At 69.7% G+C, this 23,286-nt stretch carries 16 protein-coding genes; 7 read left to right on the top strand and 9 right to left on the bottom strand.

The window, feature by feature from the left end:
* Positions 1 to 58 precede the first annotated feature (58 nt).
* On the bottom strand, positions 59 to 1,399 hold the full coding sequence (locus tag ACPC54_RS39290; RefSeq protein ID WP_498972047.1) for a beta-ketoacyl synthase N-terminal-like domain-containing protein: 1,341 nt from the start codon (positions 1,397 to 1,399) through the stop codon (positions 59 to 61).
* 175 nt (positions 1,400 to 1,574) lie between these two features.
* Positions 1,575 to 1,784 (bottom strand): DUF5988 family protein, encoded by a 210-nt coding sequence (locus ACPC54_RS39285; protein ID WP_498972045.1) that lies wholly within the window; start codon positions 1,782 to 1,784, stop codon positions 1,575 to 1,577.
* 633 nt (positions 1,785 to 2,417) lie between these two features.
* Here ACPC54_RS39285 and ACPC54_RS39280 point away from each other — a divergent pair.
* A complete protein-coding gene (locus ACPC54_RS39280) occupies positions 2,418 to 2,918 on the top strand; it encodes an IPT/TIG domain-containing protein (protein ID WP_498972043.1) in 501 nt (166 codons plus the stop codon).
* Between the two features lie 311 nt (positions 2,919 to 3,229).
* On the opposite strand, the gene ACPC54_RS39275 is transcribed toward ACPC54_RS39280, so the two are convergent.
* From ACPC54_RS39275 to ACPC54_RS39260, 4 genes are all read right to left on the bottom strand, one after another.
* On the bottom strand, positions 3,230 to 4,789 hold the full coding sequence (locus ACPC54_RS39275; protein ID WP_498972041.1) for an IPT/TIG domain-containing protein: 1,560 nt from the start codon (positions 4,787 to 4,789) through the stop codon (positions 3,230 to 3,232).
* Positions 4,790 to 5,897: 1,108 nt separating this feature from the next.
* Positions 5,898 to 7,304 (bottom strand): replicative DNA helicase, encoded by a 1,407-nt coding sequence (locus ACPC54_RS39270; protein ID WP_498972039.1) that lies wholly within the window; start codon positions 7,302 to 7,304, stop codon positions 5,898 to 5,900.
* An 83-nt stretch (positions 7,305 to 7,387) separates the two neighbouring features.
* Positions 7,388 to 8,455: a helix-turn-helix domain-containing protein gene (locus tag ACPC54_RS39265; protein ID WP_498972037.1), complete on the bottom strand. Its 1,068-nt coding sequence runs from the start codon at positions 8,453 to 8,455 to the stop codon at positions 7,388 to 7,390.
* An 806-nt stretch (positions 8,456 to 9,261) separates the two neighbouring features.
* Positions 9,262 to 10,005: an IPT/TIG domain-containing protein gene (locus ACPC54_RS39260; RefSeq protein ID WP_498972035.1), complete on the bottom strand. Its 744-nt coding sequence runs from the start codon at positions 10,003 to 10,005 to the stop codon at positions 9,262 to 9,264.
* Between the two features lie 1,136 nt (positions 10,006 to 11,141).
* Between ACPC54_RS39260 and ACPC54_RS39255 the strand changes: the two genes are divergently transcribed.
* Together ACPC54_RS39255 and ACPC54_RS39250 are read left to right on the top strand one after the other, a co-directional pair.
* The gene (locus tag ACPC54_RS39255) at positions 11,142 to 12,542 is read left to right on the top strand and encodes a Mu transposase domain-containing protein (protein ID WP_498972033.1); all 1,401 of its coding nucleotides are present in this window, start codon (positions 11,142 to 11,144) and stop codon (positions 12,540 to 12,542) included.
* Positions 12,543 to 13,075: 533 nt separating this feature from the next.
* The gene (locus tag ACPC54_RS39250) at positions 13,076 to 13,489 is read left to right on the top strand and encodes a hypothetical protein (protein WP_498972031.1); all 414 of its coding nucleotides are present in this window, start codon (positions 13,076 to 13,078) and stop codon (positions 13,487 to 13,489) included.
* A 543-nt stretch (positions 13,490 to 14,032) separates the two neighbouring features.
* On the opposite strand, the gene ACPC54_RS39245 is transcribed toward ACPC54_RS39250, so the two are convergent.
* The 3 genes from ACPC54_RS39245 to ACPC54_RS39235 all read right to left on the bottom strand — a co-directional run bounded on the left by ACPC54_RS39245 (position 14,033) and on the right by ACPC54_RS39235 (position 17,993).
* The gene (locus ACPC54_RS39245; RefSeq protein WP_498972029.1) at positions 14,033 to 14,344 is read right to left on the bottom strand and encodes a hypothetical protein; all 312 of its coding nucleotides are present in this window, start codon (positions 14,342 to 14,344) and stop codon (positions 14,033 to 14,035) included.
* 90 nt (positions 14,345 to 14,434) lie between these two features.
* The gene (locus ACPC54_RS39240) at positions 14,435 to 14,854 is read right to left on the bottom strand and encodes an ATP-binding protein (protein WP_498972027.1); all 420 of its coding nucleotides are present in this window, start codon (positions 14,852 to 14,854) and stop codon (positions 14,435 to 14,437) included.
* 1,243 nt (positions 14,855 to 16,097) lie between these two features.
* Positions 16,098 to 17,993, bottom strand: coding sequence for a MarR family transcriptional regulator (locus ACPC54_RS39235; RefSeq protein WP_498972025.1), 1,896 nt, complete (start codon positions 17,991 to 17,993; stop codon positions 16,098 to 16,100).
* A gap of 1,404 nt (positions 17,994 to 19,397) precedes the next feature.
* Here ACPC54_RS39235 and ACPC54_RS39230 point away from each other — a divergent pair.
* From ACPC54_RS39230 to ACPC54_RS39215, 4 genes are all read left to right on the top strand, one after another.
* A complete protein-coding gene (locus ACPC54_RS39230) occupies positions 19,398 to 19,649 on the top strand; it encodes a hypothetical protein (RefSeq protein ID WP_498972023.1) in 252 nt (83 codons plus the stop codon).
* A gap of 57 nt (positions 19,650 to 19,706) precedes the next feature.
* On the top strand, positions 19,707 to 20,441 hold the full coding sequence (locus tag ACPC54_RS39225; RefSeq protein ID WP_498972021.1) for a DUF2637 domain-containing protein: 735 nt from the start codon (positions 19,707 to 19,709) through the stop codon (positions 20,439 to 20,441).
* A 1,693-nt stretch (positions 20,442 to 22,134) separates the two neighbouring features.
* On the top strand, positions 22,135 to 22,596 hold the full coding sequence (locus ACPC54_RS39220; RefSeq protein ID WP_498972019.1) for a MarR family transcriptional regulator: 462 nt from the start codon (positions 22,135 to 22,137) through the stop codon (positions 22,594 to 22,596).
* Positions 22,593 to 22,922 (top strand): cyclic nucleotide-binding domain-containing protein, encoded by a 330-nt coding sequence (locus ACPC54_RS39215; protein WP_498972017.1) that lies wholly within the window; start codon positions 22,593 to 22,595, stop codon positions 22,920 to 22,922. Before ACPC54_RS39220 ends, ACPC54_RS39215 begins: the two co-directional genes overlap by 4 nt.
* Positions 22,923 to 23,286 lie beyond the last annotated feature (364 nt).

Genomic DNA, 23,286 nt, shown 5'->3' with positions numbered 1-23,286 from the left:
TGCGCGGACGGGGTGGGGAGCGCTCGCCGCCCGGCGGTACGGTCGGCGGATGCCGGGGTCAGTCGACGTCCGAGCGGCCCAGCAGGATCGCGCTCTTGACGCCACCGATCTGGTAGTTGCAGGTGAGCGCGTAGTTGAAGTCCAGGTGCCGGGTGCGCAGCCCGGGGACGGGATCGAAGCAGATGTTGTCCGCCGGCTCCTCGCAGTTCGCGGTGGGGCACACCTCCCCGTACTCCAGCATCAGGAGGGTCAGGGCGACGCCCAGGGCTCCCGCCGGGGCGCCGTTGTGGCCGAAGCAGGCTTCCTGGGAGGTCATCAGGAGGTCTTCGACGGCGTCGCCGTAGAGCTGTCGGGCGGCGTTCGCCTCGAACGCGGTCACGACGACGTCGCCGTCGCTTCCACCGTGGATGTAGGGGATCTGGCCGATGTCCCACCGGTCGCCGAGGCACTTGCGGATGGCGGCGACCAGCGAGGCGCCGTTCTCGTCGCTTGCGAGCGGGTTGGACAGGCCGTCGCGGGTCATGCCGTGCGACAGGACCTGGCCATAGGTGAACGCCCCGCGCCGCTGGGCGTGGTCGCGGCTCTCCAGCACCAGGGTCACCGACCCCTCGCCGTGGTTCACGCAGTCGGCCCGCCGGTCGTAGGGCCTCATGACCCGGTCGAAGGCCGGGAGGAGTTCGGGCATGCCGTCGACGCGGATGGTGTCGTAGGCGCGCTGGGCGCCGTGCAGCAGACGCTGGACGTTCTGGATCACGTCCACGCTGAACACGTCCACGCCGGTGACGACGACGAGGTCGGTCTCGCCGTCCGCGATCATGCGGCGGGCGTTGCCGATCTGGACGGCGGAGGACGCGCAGCCGCACGACACGGTGAAGCAGGGGCCGCTCGTGCGCATCAGCGCCCCTTGGACCAGCGCCACGTCGGAAGGGGTGAGTCCCTGCTGGGCCCTGACGAACAGCTCCATCGCCTGGTGCGGCGCGATGGTGCCCGCGTCGGCGTGCAGGACCTCGAGGTAGCTGGAGACGTTGGCGTCGATGCCCCCGCGCCCGACCAGGACGGCGGCGTCGGTGAGGTCGCCGTCCCGGATGCTCAGTCGGGCGTCCGAACAGGCTTCCACGAGGGACACCAGCCCGTAGCGGTGCGCGTTGGTGTAGTGCTGGGAGAAGATGCCCGGCAATCCGGGCAGGCGCTCCGCGAACGCCGCGTCCGGCAGATCGACGGAGCCGTAGTAGACACCGTGGTGCTTGAGGCACGAGCGGCCGTTGGAGGCCACGTCCCAGACCTCGCCCGCGGTGAACAGCGGCTGCTCCTCGCCCGGCAGGCAGAACCCCATGCCGGTGACCACGGTGTCCCGCTCGCCGCCGCCGCCTCGCGGGCGCGGGCTGGAGGGCCCGCTCACGACGCGTCCCCGCGGGTGCGGAACTGACGCTCTGTCCGTACTCGTACGGGACGGTCGCTGGTCATTGCTCACCTCGGAGAGTGGGGTGGGGTGGTGCGGGGCGGCGCCGCGTCGGTGTGCGGCTCCCGGGGCCCGGCGCCGGTGTCGGATGCCGGGCAGGCGGTGGAGGGCGCACCTACTCGGCGATGGTGGTCCGGTACGACCACTGGTAGACGGGCATCAGTACCCCCCCGACGTCCTTGAAGTCCTGCGTGATCTCGAAGTGCTCATAGCCGTTCCCGCGGGGGATCCTCAACCGGCTCTCGGCGCCCCCTGATTTCACTTCCCGAACTTCAGGAATGTCGCCAGGGCCGCCCTTGAGGAAGACGAGCAGACCGTTCGGCACGACACTCACCTTCCCATTCGGAAACGCAGAAGAATTCTTCGAGACGATCAGCCGGCCGGTTGACTGCGCACATCCGAAATACCCCCACGGAAAGCCGTTCAACCCAGGAACATCAACAGCGCATGAAGCGGGCAAGGGGCGCACTCGCGCCGCGGTCACCAGATCAAGGGGACACTCCGGAAGCTTTGATGCCACCCGAACAAAACCCCGATCCAGAATCACTGGCAAGAATAAGTATGAAAACTGCGCCACGCTCCCCGAGGTGCGCCACGGCATGAGCATAGCAGCAGGTCAGAGGGCTGGATTCGCCGACTTCCGAATACGATCTCCCCAGTTTTCCGGGACTCTCACGGTGCTTCCCTGCAGAATTCTCCAGAACTCTTCGACGGGCACAGGGAAGGCTCTTGCCGGGCGCTCACATAAAATACCCAGTGGCAAGCCTTCGGTCGCTTCCGATGCCGCTCGGCGAGGCGTCGAAAGATTTGTGCGCCCCCGATCCGGCATCATGCTCCAACCCTTATCGAATTCCCTATTGCCACCCGATGGAACCCGAACCTACCGTGAGGAAAACGCCTCTCCGACTCGGCCGCAACGGCCTTGTCAGGCGTTCGGAAGACGGAAAAGAGGAATCCTATGTCCCCGATTCTCCTCGCACTCGTCCCCTCGCAGGGGCCGGCGACCGGGGGTAGCCCCGTGCTCCTCGTCGGCACCGGACTGACCGGGGCCACGGCGGTCCTGTTCGGCGCCACCCCCGCGCTCAGCTACACCGTCCAGTTCGACGGTGCCATCACGGCCGTCGCCCCGCCCGGGACCGGGACCGTCCCGGTCACGGTGGTCACGCCCGCCGGCACCAGCAACAACCTCAGCTACACCTACCAGGCGCCGACCCCGCCGACCATCCTCGCGCTCGTGCCGCCGTTCGGCCTGGCCACGGGCGGTCTGCCCGTCCTCATCGTCGGCCACGGCCTGTCCGGCGCGACGTCGGTCCTGTTCGGCGCCACCCCGGCCTCGAACTTCACCGTGCTGGGCGACGGGGCCGTCCTGGCCGTCTCGCCGGCCGGGAGCGGAACCGTCCCCGTCACGGTGACCACGCCCGCCGGCACCAGCCTCGGTGCCTCCTACACCTACGTGTAGGACGGCGGCCGAACCGCCGGTCCGCGCGCGACATGATCCGGCGGGATGAGAACAGTGAGCTCCGACAGCGCCTGCTGTCGGAGCTCACTGTTCGTCGGACGCCCGGCCGTGGGCGGGGTTCCGATGCCCGCGCCGCTCCCGAGAGTGGCGGCGCCCCCGGTGTGGCGCGCCACGATCGCGGGGGTGGTTTCTACTCTGCCGGCGGATTGATCTCGGTGAGGTAGTCCGCGAGGGACCCGAGGATCTCATCCGCGGTCCTGGCCCAGGTGAACGGTCTGTGGTTCTCGTTCCAGGTGTCGATCCACGCCACCCTAGATCGCCGGTGCGGCGGTGTAGGTGTAGGCGAGGCCGTTGCTGGTGCCGCCGGGGGCGGTCACGGTCACCTGCACCGCGCCCGAGCCCGCGGGCGCCGTGGCGACCAGGCTGCTGTCCGACACGACGGTGAAGGCGGCCGGCGCGGACCCGAAGGCGACCGCGGTGGCAGCCCCCAGCCCGCTGCCCGTCAGCGTGACCGTGTTCCCGCCCGAGGTCGGCCCCGCCGCGGGAACCACGCTCGCCAGCTGGGGAACCGGAAGATACGTGAACGCGACACCGTTGCTGGTGCCACCGGGCGTCGTCACGGTCACCTGCACCGCGCCCGACCCCGCCGGAACCGTCGCGGTGATCTGCGTCGCCGACACCACCGTGAACGACGAGGCGTTGACGGCACCGAAGCGCACCGCCGTCGCCCCCAGCAGATTGCTTCCGGTGACGGTGACGGTGGTTCCGCCGAGGACGGGGCCTTCGTCGGGGATCACAGCGGTGAGCTGGGGGTTGCTCAGGTAGAAGTAGGGCACGGGGAGGCTGGTTCCGCCGGCCGCGGTGACGGTGACGCCGGACGGCCCCGGCCCCCCGGCCGGCACGGTCGCGGTGATCTGCGTCGCGGACACCACCGTGAACGACGAGGCGCTGACGGCACCGAAGCGCACCGCCGTCACCCCCGTGAACCCGCTGCCCGTCAGCGTGACCGTGTTGCCACCGGACGCCGGCCCCTGGACCGGGACGATCGTGGCCACCACCGGTGCGGCGGTGTAGGTGTAGGCGAGGCCGTTGCTGGTGCCGCCGGGGGCGGTCACGGTCACCTGCACCGCGCCCGAGCCCGCGGGCGCCGTGGCGACCAGGCTGCTGTCCGACACGACGGTGAAGGCGGCCGGCGCGGACCCGAAGGCGACCGCGGTGGCAGCCCCCAGCCCGCTGCCCGTCAGCGTGACCGTGTTCCCGCCCGAGGTCGGCCCCGCCGCGGGAACCACGCTCGTCAGCTGGGGAACGGGAACGTAGGTGAACGCGACACCGTTGCTGGTGCCACCGGGGGCGGTCACCGTGACCTGTACCGTGCCCGACCCCGCCGGAACCGTCGCGGTGATCTGCGTCGCCGACACCACCGTGAACGACGAGGCGCTGACGGCACCGAAGCGCACCGCCGTCACCCCCGCGAACCCACTGCCCGTCAGCGTCACCACCGACCCAGCCGCCCCCGACGCCGGACTGACCGAACCGATCACCGGAGCAGCGACCACGTACGTGAACGCGACACCGTTGCTGGTCGCCCCCCACCACCACGCCACCACGGTCACCTGTACCGTGCCCGACCCCGCCGGAACCGTCGCGGTGATCTGGGTGTCCGACAGCACCGTGAACGACGAGGCGTTGACGGCACCGAAGCGCACCGCCGTCACCCCCGCGAACCCGCTGCCCGTCAGCGTCACCACCGACCCAGCCGCCCCCGACGCCGGACTGACCGAACCGATCACCGGTATTTTGTGATCATCATCCATGACATACCCCCATAGGGTTGTACAGTCTCCGAGTTGACGAGTGTCGTGCGTGCGCAAGCGGCTTCAGAGTCGGTTGTTCGCCCGGGGATGCGCGACGACGGGCGCCGAGGCGGGGAGCCCCGGTCGACGGAGGGAACATCGACCGGGGCTCGTCAGGGGTGCGTCGCTGGGCGGGTCAGGCGGAACAGACCGGCTCGTCCCAGTGGAGGAGCTCGCCGCCATCCGCCCGGTCGCCGTCGTGGGGAGCCTCCCCGGGACGTCCCAGGCGCCGTCCTCGGCCGATCCGCCCCCGGCGCCGCCGGTGCTTGCCGCGGACGGGCTCGGCCGAGCGCATCACGGAGGAGTTCCGTTCGAAGACGTGGCCGTCGTCGGCCGCGGTCGCGCTCTCCGTCCTCGACGGTCCACCCGTAGGTTGACGGCCCACCAGCACCGTCGGCACGTACCACCCCAGCAGATGACCCCAGCACCACAGCGCTGAGGTTGTCCGTCTGCGGTCCGGGGGAGGGGAGCCGGCGGACCACCTGTCCGCCGCACGGGCCAGCACGCCTCGGAGCCTTTGGATCGCTTGCATGACGCCTCCTGGCGTATGTAAGCCGCCGCATCCGCCGGCACCGCTGGGACGGTGCCGGCAGATGGATCCACGTCCTCCACGGGGGTGCCCATCGCGAGCCGCACGCCACCCCGCCGCCTGAAGCAACAGCGGACGCCGACTGCGCGCTTCCCCCGGGAGGGATGGGCGGCCCGCCGGTTGGATACGGAAAAGTAATCCAGAGCCGTGAAATCGGTGACAAGACTTCCGACCTGCTTTCACCCGCTTGGCGCAGCGCCCGGCCGTCTCCCAGAGCCCGGGAAACGGCCGATTCCGTGGCGCGCGACCCGACGCCGATCAGCGAAAACGGACCCCTGTGGGGAATCCTCACACTGATTCCCCACCCGGCGGGATCGCGACTCCCCGGCCCGGGGTTGCGCCGCGGGATCGGTCCGCGGGACCTGCTCCGAGGACGCTTGAAGGTTGTCGCAGCGGGCCGGGTCGACTGGCCTCACAGCCGTGTCGTTCCCGGCACGCCCGGCACCGGCCGAGTCGCTGACCTGCGAAGTCCCTCCAGTGTCCAAGGTCGGCCGTCCGCCGTGGGATCCGGCCGCGGAAGCCGGGACCCCGGGGACGTCATGTGACGTTGCGGGTGATGTCGACGAATCGCGAATAGTGGCCCTGGAACGCGACCGTCGCCGTGAATGTGCCGCCCATGCGGTTCTTGGCCACGATCAGGTCCGCCTCGCCGGCGCGCGGAGAATCCTTCGCGTAGGCGTCCTCCCGGTGGAGCAGGATGATTGCGTTGGCATTGGCCTCGATGCCACCGGATTCCCGCAGATCGGCCATGGCGGGTTTCTTGTCCGCGCGCTGCTCGACGCACCGGTTGAGTTGAGCGGCCACGACCACCGGAATGTTGAAAGCCTTCGCGAGTATCTTGAGGCCGCGGGCGAGTTCGTCCACCTCGGTCGTGCGGCTGGTGGCCCGGCCGGTCTCGGGGGTCATCAACTGCAGGTAGTCGACCAGGAGGACGGCCGGGAGCCGTCCCTGGGACTGCATGCGGCGCAGCCGGGAACGCAGCCGGGGGATGCTGACCTCCTCGCTCGTGTCGACGGTCAGCGGAGGGGCGCCGGCCAGGGCGATGGCCCGTAGCCGCCGTGCCTCCTGCTCCTTGTTCAGCGTGCGGTCGCGGATGCCGTGCAGGGGGATACGGGCTTCGGCAGCGACCATGCGCTGGATCACCTGCGTATGTGTCATCTCCAAGCTGTTCAGGTAGACCGGAAGGCGGTGGCGGATCGCAGCGTGCCGGGCCAGGTCGACCAACATCACGGACTTCCCCATCGCGGGCCTGGCGCCCACGACGACGAGATCGCCGGGCTCGATGCGCAGACCGGCTTCCAGGTCCGCGTACGGCAGTGGCAGGAAGGGGACCGGTCCGGCCTCTTCCGCGGCGAACATCGCGTCGATCATCTCGGCCCAGTCCTTCACTTGATCGTCGGCGGCCTCGATACCGCAAGTGACAGCCATGACCTCGGTCTGGGCGGTGTCCAGGACGGTTTCCAGGTGACCTTCGGCGGCGTACCCCATGCCGGTGATCCGGGTACCCGCCACGATCAGGCGGCGCAGCACGGCGCGCTCGTGGACGATCTCGGCGTAATACTCCACGTTGGCCGTGGTCGGGACGGAGTCCACCAGGGTGTGCAGGTACGAGGCGCCGCCGACCCTGCAGAGCTGGCCGCGCTTGGTGAGCTCGTGCGCCAGGGTGATCGGGTCGGCCGGCTGGTCGGCCGCGTACAGGTCGAGGATCGCCCGGTGGATCAGGGCGTGCGCGGGGCGGTAGTAGTGCTCCGGTCTCAGGGCCGTGCCCGTGACGTTGTTGATGGCATCCGGGCAGAGCAGCATGCTGCCCAGCACGGACTGCTCGGCCGAGAGGTCCTGCGGGGGCCGGCGTTCCGTCTCCCGTTCCTCTTCTTCCCCCCGGTCGCGCCGGCGGCCCGGGTCCGTCTGCGACAGGTGCGGGGAGGCTTGCGGAGGGATCGTCATGGCGGTCTCCTGTCATGGCGAGGGGCGGGCCGGCAGGGTCACGGGCGCCGCCTTCCTGCTCTCCGGCGCACGGGACCGGCCGGTCAAGTGCTGCTGGGAACCAGTTGCGCGGCGGACGTGCAGGCACAGCGATCCGCGGTCTCCATGCCGTTGACGCGGCTGTAGACCCAGCCTTCGTCGCAGTCTCCGCAGAACGACCGGAGTGTCGGCGACCAGGTGCCCTGGAGGCCCGGCTCGGCCGGAGCACCGGCGTACTGGGCTTTGGTGGCCTCACCCAGGCCCACCCAGGACGGCTGCTCGGTTCCCATCCACGTCGCGACCGCGACCAGCCAGTTCACCGGCCGGCCCTGCCGCACCAACGTGGTCGCTGCCGCGGTGAAGTCGCGCAGCGCTGTCGCCCGGCGGTGCGGGCCGAAGCCCGCGGCCTTGCGTGCGTTGATCCAGGCCGCGACGATCTGCTGCACCCGGGCGTCCTCGGCGCCGGTTTCGCCGCTGTCCCCGAACCGCCCGGGAGCGGTTCTCGGATCGGCCGTGCCGGTCTTCTTCCGCCTCCCCACCGCCGGCTGCGCCGTGGACGGACCAGAAGAGGAGTGGACTGAGTTAGAGGACAGAGTTGGGGTGCTTGAAGCACCTCCTGACAGCGCTTCGAGCACCCCGGTGCTTGAAGCACCCGGGTCGAAGGCCTGTGAACCGGGCGAATCCGGACGGGGGGTGCTTGAAGCACCCGGGGTGCTCGAAGCGCCCCCCGGGACGTCCGGAGTTGCGGACCGTTTCGTCCCCTTGTCGACCCGGGGCTTGCGCGGCGGTGCGGGAGCGAGCGGCGGCCGGTCCTCGGCCGTCAGCGGTCCCAGTCCGCGGTCGGCCCGGTCCTCGTTCACCTTGGCCAGCTGTTCGGGGCTGAAGAAGGAGAAGGGGATCAAGATGTCGTACACCTTCGGCCGCAGGGGCTTCGGGATGCGGAAGGCCGCCCGCTGATCGCCCTCACGGATGATGCCGCGGGATTCCAACCGCTTCAGCCGGCGGGTGACCGTCGACTTGTCGCACAGGGCCGCCATCGCCAGCGAGTTCCGTGACGGATAGGCGTCGGTCCCGTCCGAGTTCGCCTTGCGCGCCAGCACGGTCAGCAGCAGCCGCTCGTAGGGGTCGTTCACCGGCGAATGTTCGAGGGCCCAGTCCACGGCCAGAAAACTCATCGCGGTACCGCCGTTTCGTCGAAACGGCGGTACCGTGTACCGCCCCCGTCTGGCGCGTGTCCGGGACGCACGCGAAAGAGCGCGCCGACGGCAGGACCGCCTGGGCGGCGGGACGGACCGGGATGCTCCGGGACCGGATCGCCGACCGGACGTGCGGGCAACCTCGCACCGTTGGGTGCGGTCATCGTGTTGATCTCCTCTTCGCGACTACAGCCGTCCCGAGAGGATCAACCAGTGGCCGCTGAACGCGGACGCCACTCACCGAATCGCGGTCAACCCCTCGGAACGGGGCCGGAATCCCCTGGTCACGCGACTCGTGCCCGATGTCCCCCGGCAGGCAGAACCCCTTCTGGATCGGGCAGCCGGCTCCGGAGCTGGAGGCCGCCCGCCGACTTTCCAGAAGAATATGCGTAACGCATAGTCACACGTCAAATGCGGAGCGTGGCGGGGCGTGCGGCGGCGCTCTTCACCCCCGCGACGCTTCAGCGCGCCGGGTAAGGTGCCCGACGCGGCCTCGACGCGGGTGGCGCCGTCCTGCGCGCGGCGGCCGTGGACTCGGTACTCGGCCTGCGCCCGATCGCGGCGCCCACGGCCGCCGGCCCCCGGGGGAACGGAGCCGACCGTCCGATCGCGCAAGGGGCCGGCGGGGAACCGGGCGGCGGGTACGGCGGGACGAGACTGCCCGGGCGTGGCCGATGACGGTCCCGCCCGGGCAACGGCCTCGTCGGCCGTGCGGTCCGGTGGCCGGTGGTCTGACCTCCGGCTCAGATCCCGGGGCCGGCGAGGTACGTGAACCCGCCCACGGCGGTCGCGGTGCCGCCCGCGGTGGTGACCATGACGTCGACGGCCCCGGCGGTGCCGGGCGGCGTGACGGCGGTGACGACGGTGTCGCTGACGACCACGAACGGGGCCGGCGTGCCGCCGAAGGTGACCGACTGGGTGCTGCCCAGGGAGGTGCCGGTGATGCTCACCGGGGTGCCGCCGGAGGTCGGGCCCACGCCGGGCACGACAGTGGCCACGGTGGGCGCGTCCACGTAGGAGTAGGTGAAGCCGTTGTTGGTTCCGCCCGCAGTGGTCACGCTCACCCCGACCGATCCGGCGGCCGTGCCCGCGGGCACGGTGACGGTGATGAGGCCGTCGCTGACGACGGTCGGCGTCGCGGTGTTGGCCCCGAAGTTCACGGCGGTGGCGGTCGACAGCCCGGTGCCGGTGATGGTGACGGTGTTGCCGCCGGCCAGCGGCCCGGAGGTGTCGCTGAGCGCGGCCTTGAACGGCGCACCGACGTAGTAGAAGTTGAGCGGGTTGCTGGTGCCGCCCGGGGTGGTCACGGTCACCTGGACCGTCCCACTGCCCGACGGCGCGACGACGGTGACCGAGGTGGGGGTGTTGGCGGTGATGGCGGCCAGCCTGGAGCCGAAGTGCACGGCGGTGGCCCCGGCGAGGTTGACGCCGGTGATGGTGACGATGGTTCCGCCGCCGGTCGATCCCTGGTTGGGGGAGATGGGCACGACTGCCTCCTTGAACGAGGTGGGTGAATGCCGCGACGGCGGGCCCAGGAGGAATCGCGGGTTACGCACGGTGCGGGTCGGACCAGGCCCCGGCGGGGGACGGGACGGACGGCCGGGGCGGTGAACCGGGCGTCGGCGGGCCGGTCCACGGGTGTGGCCGAGCCGCTTTCCGGGCGTGAGGACGAGACCGTCCTGGATGGATGTCGCCGGTCGCGGTGGCGGGCGGATCGTTCACGTCCCTGCCAGGAGAGCCCATGGCGCCACGGTAGTGACCGGCCGTACGGCAGGCCGACGCCCCACTCCCCCGGAGAGGATGGGCGACCCACCGGATTGGAGCTTCCAGTAACCCATTGAGGTGACAACCAGGCAAGGCACTTGACGCCGCATCACCCGATTGGCGGCACGTTGCAGCTGGGGGCGCGACCCACCCCGGCGCGAACGCCCAGCCGCGCCGAACGCACGGACCTTCCCGGCCGCACCGGCGGGGCCATCCGCGAGTCGGTCCCCTGGCGGCCGCGTGCGCTTCCGGTGTGCGGCGCGCAGGCCCACGACGTGTCAACCGCCGTTGATGCCCGGCCCGGCCGACGTCCGGGCACAGGAGCGAACGGGGGGCGCGCGGGTGCGTGCGCACATCCGCATATGCCACTGACCATTTCTCCGAGCGGCGGTGCCGGCCGTGCGACCGTCCGGAATCGCCGCCGTGCGCGCCACGGCACGCCGAACAGTGGCGCGACGGGCGGCCGGACGCGTGCGCGGCCCGGAATTCCGGGAGCACCGCGAGCGCCGTCGCGCCCGCAGAGGTCTATTCCAGTCGGCCCTCATTGCGCACTTGCGAAAATCGTCAAGCATCCGACAGTCGAGATCCGGCCACTCTTTGGCCGACCTCCGCGTACGACTTGACATGAGATGCATGAGGCCTTTGCCAATTGACGACAGCGCAATTCGCTCACCCAAATTGCACAGCAATCGGCGACGTCTTGAAAAATCCTTTCTGCTCCCACCTCCGGATTTCGTGTATATTTCCTGGCTTCCAATGGGTCCCACAAGGGAGCCGTAATCCGCACCGGATCCTTACAGGAGCAAAATTGCTGACCGGAGAGGAATACATCAACATCTGTGCCCTGCGATCCCGAGGATTGTCCATCGCCGCAATCGCCCGTCTCCTCGGCCGCGACCGCAAGACGGTGAGCTCCTATCTGAGCGGGAAGCGCACGGTCGGGGTCCGCAGCTCCGGCTGGGGCGAGTTCGAGCGGTTCATCCCCTACTGCCGCCTGCGGCTGCAGGACGACGCCCACTTCGAGGCGTCGGCGCTGTTCGCCGAACTCGTCGATCTCGGCTACAACGGCGGCTACTCGACCTTCACCCGCGCCCTGCGGACCCATCAGCTGCGTCCCAGGTGCCCGCTGTGCCAGCGTCCGCCCCGCACCCGCCCCGCTCGGCAGGACGACGCGGAGGAAGTGCACTTCCGCTGGTTCGTCTTCTGCGACCCCCCCGCGGACTGGGGTAGCACCCACGCCTGCGTCCTGGTGGGCCACCTGACCCGCTCCCAGCGCTGGAGCGCGGCGCTCGCGGAGCAGATCGACTTCGGCCACCTGGTCGGCTCCGTCGACCGGATCCTGCGCCAGTTCGGCGGGACCGGCTGGCGCTGGCGCTTCGACCGGACGCAGCCGATCCACTGCCCGGGAGGCGGAAAGTTGACCACGGCGCTGGGCAGGGTCGCGAAGCACTACGGTGTCGTCGCGGATCTCGGTCCGGCGCGGCAGGACGCCGACGACGAGGCGATCGGGCAGGCGCTCGCCCTGTGGTGGCGAACCGGCGGTGCGGACACCGGCCCGCTGGAGGCGCAGGAGAGCCTCGACAGGCTGGCCAGGCTCATGCACACCCGCCAGGCCTCGGCACGGGCCGGCCACGACGGAAGCACCGTGCCGCCCGCGCCGGTCCTGCTCGACCTCCCCCACGACCCGTACCCCGCCAGGATCAGCGTGACCCGCGCGGTCTCGGCCAACAGCATGGTGTCGTACCGGGGCAATCTCTACGCGGTTCCGCGGCATCTGCACGGCCACACCGTGGAAGTGCGCCGAAGGCTCGGTGACCCCCTCCTGGCGATCGCGACCCCTCGTGGACGGGTGATCGCCCAGCATTCACTGGCGCCCGACGGTGCCAGCCTGTCGGTCATCGGCCACCGGTACGGGATCGGTCTCGAGCGTCCGCTCCCGGTGCCGAGGCCGACCTGCAGCAGCAGGATGTACAGTCCGCCGTCCGCCGAAGCGCTCGCGGCGGCCGACGCGCTCCGACAGGACACCCGCCAGGAGGACGGATTAGAGCCCGGTCGACAGGCCGGCGGTTCGTCGGCGTGCGCCGGCCGGTCCTGGCGGTGGACGGGTGTTCTCGACCGGATCCGGAAGGAGCCCACCGAGGACGAGGAGCACGTCCGTTCCGGAGCCGCGATCCACCTCGCCGCGCATCGGCAGCACGACCCGACGCCGTACCGGCGAAGCCACACCGGGTCGGCGAGGCACCCGGACCGGACGGGATAGCGCGTACGACGGCCTTCGGCCCGCCGGACCCCGCACCGGACGTGATCACGTCCGGTGCGGGGCCCGGCGGGGCGCGCCCCCCGCTGGGGGGGGGGGCGGCCCCCGCCCGGGCCGGGGCGGCCGGCCCCCGGCCCGCGGCCCCCCCCCCCCCCCCCCGGGGGGCCCCCCGGGGGGGGGGGGGGCCCGGCGGGCCGCGCCCGAGGATGCGTGCGGGCGCGGCCCCGTCCTGCGCGCGGCCGGCAGGAGCCGGGTACTTTCACAGACCGGCGGCAAGTAAAACGCCGGGAATTGCTAAACGAATTCCCCATCCCACTCTTCCGGAGCCGGACGCCGGTCCTCCCAATAGTGACCCGAATGGAGTAGCGCAACTTTTGTATGAAAACTACTGAATTCGCCTTCGATTACCAAAACATCAATTCTTCGCACCAACCTGCCCGTCCACGCGCCCTGCCATCCGCACTCGGCGGTGCATTACCTTCCGTCCATGCCGGCGCCCCGCCGGCATGAAACGCTTCTTTTCGGAGGGGATTCGGATGACCCGTTCTCGTCTCGCCGCCAGCGTCGTCGCCGTCGCCATCGCAACCGGCGCGGCCCTCGCCGTCGCCCCCGCGGCCCAGGCCGCGGAAGCCCCCGTGTCGGCGTGTGCCGACGATCTCGCGGCCGCGCTCGACAGCAACGCGGCGGCCACCGACGCCGACACCGCCGGTGACACCGCCGGCGCCGGCTCCTACAACCTCCGCACCCTCGTCATCCTGGCCGGAGCGAGGCACGACTGCTCCTGCCAGCCCGCCCAAGTCCGCGTGGACGTCATCGCCGCGGCGACCGACAGCCTCAACGCGGCGGTGTCCAACTCGGTCGGCGACTCCGCTGCCGCACTGGACAGCGAGGACGCCGTGGCGGCCGAGTTGACGGAGGCCCTGGATATCCTCGGGTACTCCGAGGTGTGAGGTCTCGCGGCGTACGGGTGCCCGTCGTCGACCCGCTCGGGTGCGGGGCCCCGGCGGTCGGGCCACGCCGTGGAACCGTCCGCTTCACCGGCGCGGCACGACGGCGCCGGCGCCGGTCGACAAGGCCTCGGCCTTCGAGGCGGCCGCCGAATTCGGCCCGCCCTTCGGAGACCGCCGTTGCCCGCATGGTCCGCGAAGGCCCGCCGGCGACCGGCGAGGTGGGCGCCGTCCCCACCTCGCCGCACGGCCTCACGGCACCGGTGCGGGCGTGAGGAGTCCCCGGTGAAACGGGACCGGCGCGTCCACCGATTGCGCGGTCGTGGAGCCCCGCCACTGCGGGCGTGACCTGATGCGCGGCCCGCCGAGGCATCGGCGTCCTGCTCGTCTCCCGGGGCTTCGCACCCTTGAACCGCGCTGCCGCCCGGGCCCCGGCGTTCCGAGCACGCAAGCCCGCCCCCGCGCCCTTGTCCCCGGCCGGTCGACCGGCACGGACGCCGGCGTCCTCCCGCCGGCACCCTGGGCACCTGCCTCCGGAGGGGCCTGTCACTGCTGGGGCTGGCGGAACAGATCCTGCTGCATGAAGCCATCCGCGAACATGACGTTCTCACTCAAGCCCGCGAGCAGGTCGAGGACAGCGGCGAGCGGCTGGTATTCCGTGCGGATGGCCGGGCGCTCACCGCACTCCTTCAAGTGCTCCCAGACCGCGTGGAAGTAGTCCTCGAGCTCCAGGCGCGCGTTGAACTGCGCGCTGAGCCCTTCGGAATCGAGGCGACGCAGGCCGTCGCGGTCGAGCCGGGCCACCGAGTTGATGACGCTGTTGACGATCTCACGGCTCTCGATACCTGAGCTGGACATGGGTTCTCCTCACGATGTGCACGGTGGAAGACCGGGGCTGAAGCTCGATGCGCCGCCCGGCCCGGCTGGATCGCGACCGTCCCACAACGGTCAGCACGCCGCGGCGCTCCGACCGGACAGCGGGACGGCGGCCCACACCGAGCAGCTGCCGTCCGTACTGCGCCGTACCCCCCAGTCCTGCGAGTAGTCCGCGACGAGCGCCAGACCCCTGCCGTGGCCCTCGTCCGGCGCGGCTCGGTGCAACTGCGGCACCGCGGAGGTCTTTCCCTGGTCACGGACCTCCAACAGGATCCGGTCCGCCGTCCGGCGCAACCAGGCGGTGATGTGCGCGCTGTTGGAGTGCTCGAGGGCATTGGTGACCAGTTCGGAGATCACCAGCAGGACGGCGTCCCGGGTATGGCCGGCCCGCACGCCCTCGGCGTCCAGCCACAACCCTGCCAGCCGCCGGGAGATCGGTACCGCGCGGACCAGGGACGGCAGCCTGAAGAACAGCGGACGGCCCCTGACCAAATGGCGCAGGTCATCTTCGGCGAGAGCTCCTGTCGGCCGTCCATCGATCTCTGCGGTGGTCAGTGGAATCTCCTCCTCGGTGAACGGCGGGCACCGCTTCTCGACTCACGGGCCGAATGCGGCTGCCGGTGCGACTGATCATGGCTTTCGCGTCCCGGTCCACACCCGGCGCCTGGGGATCAATCCCTTCGGCGCGCAGCCGGCCGAGCGGGCGCCGGACTGGTGGAAGTAAATCAGAAATAGATTATTCACGGGGAGCTATCCGCCGCAAGAAAAGGGGGGCGCATTTATGCAATGCAGCGCCTAGTGTGAAGGTAGGAATAGTTCACGCCGCCGATGATCCGGCGGAATGAAACGGCCTGTTTCGTCCACTCGGGTCCGGATTTGACGGCGAATGGCGGACATCCGGGGCCATTGGTCCAGGAAATCAGTGGAGCCTTTTGGGACAAACTTCCCTCCGGGCGCACAGGGGGCGGCCGGCGACTCGCTCACAGAATTCCGCACCGACCTGGCCGAAATCAGCCGTTTCTCCTGCCGCGTCGCGACCGGGGAAAACGTCCTGGTGGGGATGCGCTGCCGGACCGGCCAACCTCGGACGACCGGCGCGCCGACGCACGGGCGGGGTCACGAGGCGAAGTCCGCCCCGGCCGCGCGCCGGTCAGCCGGACGTCGCACCGACGTCGCAGACACCGTCGACGAGGCGCGGCCACCAGCAGCACCGTCACCGCGAGGAGCTGCGCCGCAGGCGCATCCGGCCTGTGATCAACGGTGTGATCCCAAAGGCCCGTACACGCCCGGAAGGAGTGCTTCTGCCGACTCCAGCGGAGACGGCCCTGCGAACCGACGCGGGCCGGTGCGATGAGAATCGCACCGGCCCGCGGATCCAATTTCCTCGACCGGGGTACGGCAACGCGCCAACTTCAGCGATTAGGCGCAGGCCGGAAGCGCTGGCAGACACCGCAGCTGCTTACCCCCGGAGAGGATGGGTGACCCACCCGGTTCGGATGCACCCAGTTACTCATCGGACCGAAATAGCCGCAATCCCCCGACCGGTCGCTTCACCCGTACGGCCGAGCGCGCCGGAAATGCAAACCGCTTGTGCGACCGGGCCGGGAGCCCTTCCGCGGGAAATTTTCATATCCCGGTCCGGTCGCTCAGGAAATTGGACACCATATCCGGAGGCGACTGCCCGTTGATCGCGGAATACCGCGTGAGGGAACCGGCCGGGATCCGGCCGCGGCGATCACGGCACACTGACCGCAGGCTCGATCGGAAGGGCAGGAGCCGGACCCGGGGCGAGGATCCCGGCGGGCTGTCCCCGCACCCGCGTCGGCCTCTGGCGCCGGCGGGCAACCGGCGGACCATCGGAGAGGTGGACCCGGCGGGAGGGTCCGCGGTGGCGTCTCGCAGGCCCCGGCCGCGCTGCGTCGGCCGTGCCGGTCTTCCCCGCATCGGGTCGGCCGTGCCGCCGCGGAGCGGGATCGGACGCCGCTACGGCTTCCGGGAGCGCGTCACGGGGCCCGGTCCCGTGTCCGGGCACCTGGCCGGCGCTTCCCCGACCGGCGGCCTCCTGACGGGAGACCTCGGTGGCGCCCCACCGGTGCCGAGCGGCGTCGGCGGGGCGGGCCGTCTGCAGAGCCTCCCCACCCCGGACACAGGTCCGCTCCCGCTCGAGCCGGCGAGCAGCAAGCCGCCGGCGAAGGATTGTTCCTTCCGACTCCTCGCCCCCTGCCGCCGACCGGTCGGCGGGTCCGCTCGCACCGGGCGCGACCCTCAGCGTGAGCGGGTCCGTCGGGGGTGGCACGTGCGGCGCGTGGCCGGACGGCTCCCACTGTTCCCGAAGCCGGCGGCAGGCGGCAGCGGCGGCGGCGGGACCGCAGGAACGGCAGGTTTCCGGATCGTCGGCGTCGCGGACGACCAGGGGCCCGCGGCAGAGCGCGCACTCGGGGCTCCGGACAGGCCTGCTCCCGGTGACGGTCTCGCTCGCCCGGTCGACGACCTTGATCAGCCAGGGCAGCGGGGAGACCACCGAGGACCACGGCACGGCGCCGACCGGCTCCCTGCGGCGCGCGAACTCCCACGCCGACTCAAGGGCTTCGAGGACCACCGCACCGTGGACGTCGGGGGATGTGCCGTAGTCGGCGAATGTTGCGACGATGTGCTGAGCGAGGAGGTCGAGCTGTCGCTCGGTCAGCCGGTCCGCCAGTTGCCTCGGCAGACGGCTCAGGGCCGACGACGCGGCTCGCCGGCCCCATCGCTTCTGCTCGTCGGTCACCGACCGGATCGTCCTCCGGTCGCTCTGCCGTCTGTCGCGCCCTGCCGGGCCTGCTGCGTCCCCATCGGTTCCCGCCGCGTGGCCTCGCGCGCGGGTGCGCACGGTTCCCGGTTCGCGGGACGGACGACCGCCCACGACCGCAGGCGTGTTCAGCAGGTCATGTTGGGAGGATCGTGTTTCTGCCACCGAATCGGGGGTGGCCGGTGTCACCGGAGCGGGGGGATCGGCTGTCACCGAACCGGCGGACTGCCGGCACGGGTCGAGCGAGTCGCCGTGACGGGAATCCGGTCCGGTGTCGAGGACTCCAACACCGTCGCCCGCGGGCCCGTCCGCGGACCACGACGCGGGGACGGGCCCGCTCGGGAGGGACTCCGGCTGCCCGTTCGGTACGCGGACGGGCACCGGATGGACGACGTATCTGTACGCCCTCCTCTCGCCGGCTCCTCGGCTCACCCACCCCTGGGCCAGGAGTTCGGCCACCGCTTCACGGGCCGTTGCCTCCTTCATCCCGCACTCGCGCGCGATCCGCGGGACGGGAGTCGGTTCGGGGAAGTGCTGCCGCAGGGAGAGCAGGGCATAGACCTTGAACCGGGTACCGGCCAGACGCGCCCGGGCGTACGAGCCGACGCACACGGTCAGCTCGTCGTCGGCCGGCGGACGGACACGTCGGTTCATGGTTCCGGTGGCGGGATTCCGAGTCGCTCGAACCAGGTTCTTGGCCTTCGCTCTGGCGATCAGACGGTTGACACCGCCCCGTGACAGCCCGAGCTGCCGCCCGATGGTCTCGTCGGCGGCGAAGCAGAATCCCGACTTCCAGCCGTAGTCCTGCACCAGTGTCACGACCCGGATCAGGTCGCCGGTCAAGTCCCTGTCACTGAGCCACACCGCCGGGAACCGGGTGGCGGGCAGGCCGGTCCGCCCGGTCGCGCGGGCCTGCCCGCGAGCAGGCCCGTGGCCCTGGGCCCGCTCCGTGCACGCGGTGCCCGAGTACGGCGGGCTCACGGAGCACCGCCGAAAACCCGACGCCCGCCCGCTTCGCTGCCCGGCCCGGCCGGCTCCATTCGAGCGGCGGTCACTCGCGCTCGACAGCCCGTTTGGGGAGGTCCTTTGAGGTTTCGCTCATTCAGATGCCTGCGTCCTCCCCCGGGAAGGACGGAACGGCGGATCACGACATGGCCGGGGAGCGGCTGGCAGATTCTGATTCGGTGATGCAAAATGGCAGTGCCTACTTACGGACGTGTGAGAAGGCAACAGCCCGTCAGGACACAGGTTCTCGCCTGATCCAGAGTGTGCGGACGGGCCGAGGCAGTGGTGAAATTCCGTCGTCGACTCAGGGATGTGGTCGGCGATGACGGATACAGGGCGTTCAGACACCGAGGCATGTGATTTGTGCACAGACGGTGAAGGTCCGGTGGTGCGGACCAAGCCGTCTCCATGCTGCTAGGTCACGTCAAAACCTCCCCGCAGGGGGGGGGACAGTGATTGAAGAAGGTCGAACGAACGAGGAGAAGCGATCACGAGTGGTCGCTTCCGCCTGACGCGGTTTCGAGTCCGGGCGCCCGAGGGGCGATCTGGAACTGCGATGTCGCACCGGCTGCACCCCCACAGCCGTCCGGACTCGCCGGAGTCCGGACGGCTGATCCACGACTGAACCAAGTCTCGACCAAGAGTACTCCTCCCATCACAGAGTGTGAATACCTCTCGTGTACGACTCATCGTAGGGACCATCCGACCACAGCTCGAGTCGGCAGGAACGGACAGCTCGAACGCTTGGCTGTGGGTTCGATCGTCCACCCGGAGCATTCCGCGTGACGGCGACGGCAGGATGCAGACGGCCATGATGCGGCATCCAGCGGTCCTGCCACCAGTCACTCGAAACGGGAACGTGCAACCGGCCATTTCACGCACGCAAATCCGAGCTTCCGTTAATCGGATGACCGAATCGGAAAGGGGCGCAGCGCCGGCCTTGCGGCCGGCCGAAGGCCGACTGCCGAGCGGCTCCGCGCGCGGGCGCGCCCCGCTGGGGAGAATCGCAAAGCATCCGGCACCGTTCGAGGCCGTCCCGCTGTGCAAGAGGGGAAGCCAAGCGAGCGGACAAGGTCGAGCTCGCTTTGACCGTCCCCATCCGAGGCCAGCCGCAAGAACGCCGCACGCTTGGCAAGGAGCCCGGCGGCCTGGGTAAAAGCCCCGAGCGCCGGCAGCCTGAGCATATTTCAGGACACCCGGATGCCGTACATTTCCCGGTGATTAGCCCATCGTTGTCGGGGCATGAGTCCAACAGCAGTCAAGCCGCCTCCTCCATTGCCGCTGGAGCGGGACCGGATCTGCAGTGCCGGTGACAACTGGCTATTCGTTCCGGACCGGACGAATCCTGCAGGCGACCTGGAAAGTGGTTATCTCGTGAAGAACGGCGAACGCGTGGTGCTGACGCATTGCTCACGCCAACTGGCCGAACTCTTCCGCATCCTGCGCCAGCTCGAGTTCGATTTCTCGACACGGCTGCAACGATCAGAGAAATAAACGGGCTGATTGAGAGCGCCGGACGCGATCCACGATGCCGCAAACAGGAGGACCTCTTTGTACGAGTCGACGGACATCGATTTCAGCCCCTACTGCACAGCTGGATTCAACCCCGACGACGGGGGCATACACAACCGCCCCTTCTGGCCGTCCGCCGGGCAGCTGTCCGCCGACCTGTCCTATCCGGTCGTCAACGGCTGGGCCGACCCGGTCGTCAACGGCTGGGCCGACCCGGGGATACTTCCGCATCCTTCGAACGCGGAAGCGGTCGAGGAGGAGGCCGGCCCGCCGGCCATGGGGTTCCACCCCCAGTTGATCGCCGACCGCCAGGAGCATCGCGCCCGCCCGGCACGCCGCCAACCCGACATCCTCGGATCCATCATCGGATTCCTGACGCTGACGATCGTCACTGCGGTCTGCATCCTCGGTTGGATGATCTCCTACCATCCGCTGCGGGACGTGGCCCTTTCGCAGCTGCCGAGGGGTCTGTCCCAGTACTGGCCGGTCGTCGTCTACGGACCGTGGATGGTCGCGTCCCTCTCCGTTCTGCGTGCCGCGCTGAGAGGGCGCAGGGTGGCGAACTCCTGGACGGTCATCCTGGCATTCGCGGGCATCGCTAGCCTCCTGTGCATCGTCAACACACCCTGCACGATGCCCGAGGCCGTCGTCGCGGGCCTTCCGCCGGTGACGGCCGTGGTGTCCTTGCAGCAGATGGTGCGCCAGCTGCTCGTCGCCCGACAGGAGTCCCCGGAGGACCGTCGGAAGAAGCCGTCGCACCGGGCATCTCGGTAGCGCGTAAACAACACGGCGCATTCTCCGCCCGTCCGTGCGGGAACCCGAGGATTCTCATTCAGGGTCATCGCCGCGCGCATGACGATGATCGGCAGGAAGCAGCCGCGACCGATCCGGGAATCGCCTGCGTCCCCACCCCGACCGGCAGCCAGACCGCTTGTGGATTGACGCGCGCTGGCACTCCCCTTCTCTGCCAGGAGGGGCGCCGCAGTGGCCGTGTCGGCACGCCACTGGCCCACCGAGCACGCTCTCACATCAACCTGCCGCCGATCCGCTGCCCACGCGGGACCCCACGGTCGGCGACGATCGCGGTGTCCTCCTTCTTCCCCGCCCACGTTGCTGCCCCCTGAGCAACGGATCGGGCGTGCCGAACCGAGCAGCGCCCCCCGTGAGGCGGGTCGCATCATGTTGGCCCATTAGGGTGAATCGTCCATCTTTCGGGTGACCTCACGTTTGACACGGGTAGCTACGGAGTGCGTGCGACGGGCTGCAGACCTTAGCCGTACCCGGCGCTGAACTCATATGGCCGGTAACCATGCTCCGACGGAATTGAAAGGAACAGACTCATGCTCCTCGCTCTGCTCGGTAACCTCGTGGCCGCCCTCGGCTGGCTGCTCTAGCGGTTGTCGACCCACCCGGCGGCGAGCCGGCCCCGCCCACGCGTTCAGTGACGGGGCCGGACTCACCAAGAGCCTGCCGCGACTCCGAGATGTCCGGCCACTGACGCCATCCCACGCCGCACGCCCACCGGGCCTCGCCAACCGGGGCAAGCCAGCGCGCTGGTCGCGCAACGGCACCGTGACGGCCTCTCCGGGCGGCGAACACCTCTCGAGCACCTGCCCGTTCGCGCGTCTTGGGCGGTGGTCACTGAGGGAGCGCAAGTCCCCCTTCCGGGGGCCAGCCCCCGGACCCCCGCTGGGGACCTCGGGTCCCCAGACCCCTTACGCTGCCGCAGTCCGCTCCGTCCTCAGCCGGATGACACCGCCTTGGGGGCGGTGTCATCCGGCTTCCGGGCGGTGCTCCCTTGCCCCTGGCCCAAGTGGTTGCTTCAGTCAGTGGTGAATCAACTGGCTGGGCTCCTGCCTGCCCGAAACGGTCCCGAGTTGCTGCCGAGTGGTTGCCGTGGAGACAGGCCACTGAATGCGCGCCGCCCGAGAGGGAAGCCGACCAGCGCATCGTCAAGGTGACCCGGGAGCTGGGAGGCCGTCCGCGGCCGAGCAGCGGTATGCGACGGCGGGTTGCCCCCGGGCTCCTGGTGCGGTTGGCACGCAGCGACCCGCAGCCGGATGGCCAAGCGTGCTGAGAGGTGTTCGTGTCGTCGGCGTCGTTCAGTTGCAGGAGAGGCAGAAGAGCGGATTAGGGCGCTGACCTGCGGAAATATCCTTCAGAGCCACGATCGACAGATCTGCTACCCAGATCGAGGGGCTGCCAAGGCTGTCCATAGGACCGTGGTGAAGCGATCACAAGCTCGTGGTGACCAGATCAAGAGGTCTGGAAACCACGATCGTACGGTCGTGGTTCAGTGCCGAAAAGTACATCTTGGATGCCCTTGGAGGGAGGCGCGACACGAGGTCGTGAGCGCCCCCTGAAGTTGGCTCAGTGACGTTTCGGTCATGTACTTTTAGGCCATCTGATCCGCTGCGGCCGACCGTGGCAGGGTCCAAGACCTATGCCCGAGGAAGGAGGGGACCACGTGGCTGCCGCCGCACGGCGTCGACGCGCGTCAGCGGACGAGAACGGGGAACTTCTCCCCTTTGCTCCGTTCGCGTTCTACTCCGGACACGCGAACGTCGACAAGGAACGCGTCCGCGCCATCTGCCGCAGCAACAAGTTCACCCCGGGCGAGAAGTTCATGGTCCTGTGGTGGATCGGAACGTCGCCAGAGGGCATGGAGCCCGTGGTGATGACGGGGGCGGACATCGGCAAGGAAGTCGGCATGACGGCGGATGCCATCGGCCGGATCAGCCGCAAGCTCCTCAAACACCGGATCCTGGTCGCGGTGGGTACGTTCGGGAACTCGAAGTTGTACCGGATTACGCCCTACATCGCGTTCCACGGTCCGGGCTACGATCAGCGTGAAGCGGTGAAGCGCTTCAACCCCCCGGACATCCCTGGGTTGGCCCCGAGAGTTCGAGAGTGGTGGGAGGACCGATGAGCACTCAGACGGTTGCGCTGCCTGGGAGCAGGAGCATGTCGTTCGGGGAACTGCTGAGGCGAACCCACAACCTGACCGCGAACCAGCGCCTGCTGGTCGTGCTCTACAACGATCCGGAGCTCGTCGGCCGGAACGGGGTGATCGAGCAGTCCGCAAAGGACCTGGCGGGCATTGTGGGATGGTCGCCGACCATGTTCTCTCGCATCCGGCAGCAGCTCGTTGACGCGGGATGGCTGGAGCAGTCCGGCGGGCGAGCCCAGGTCAAGTTCTTCCGACTGACGCCGACCGCCCACGGGCAGACGCGAGCGCTTCGGCTCGTGGACTGAACGGTGCAGGACGCGTGAGGGGTTGTTGATCCACTGCGGATCAACAACCCCTCACGCTTATGAACGTTTCGGCATGGAACCACGACCGACCGATCGTGGCTTCGTGCCGTGGAGTGCAGCAGCCCCGGAGCGGCGGGGTGCTTGTGCACGTTTTCGCGAGCGACGACCCACCGATCGTGGTCGTGATGGCTGCCTTGGCGCCCGGGCCGGCCTCGTCGATATGAACGTTTCGGCATGGAACCACGACCGACCGATCGTGGCTTCGTGTTGTGGAGTGCAGCAGCCCCGGAGCGGCGGGGTGCTTGTGCACGTTTTCGCGAGCGACGACCCACCGATCGTGGTCGTGATGGCTGCCTTGGCGCCC

Source organism: Kitasatospora sp. NPDC094028, from assembly GCF_049543595.1.
In the GTDB taxonomy this organism is placed as follows: Bacteria; Actinomycetota; Actinomycetes; order Streptomycetales; family Streptomycetaceae; genus Kitasatospora.
Note: the sequence above shows the minus strand (reverse complement) of the source record. Positions and strands in the feature narration are given on the sequence as shown.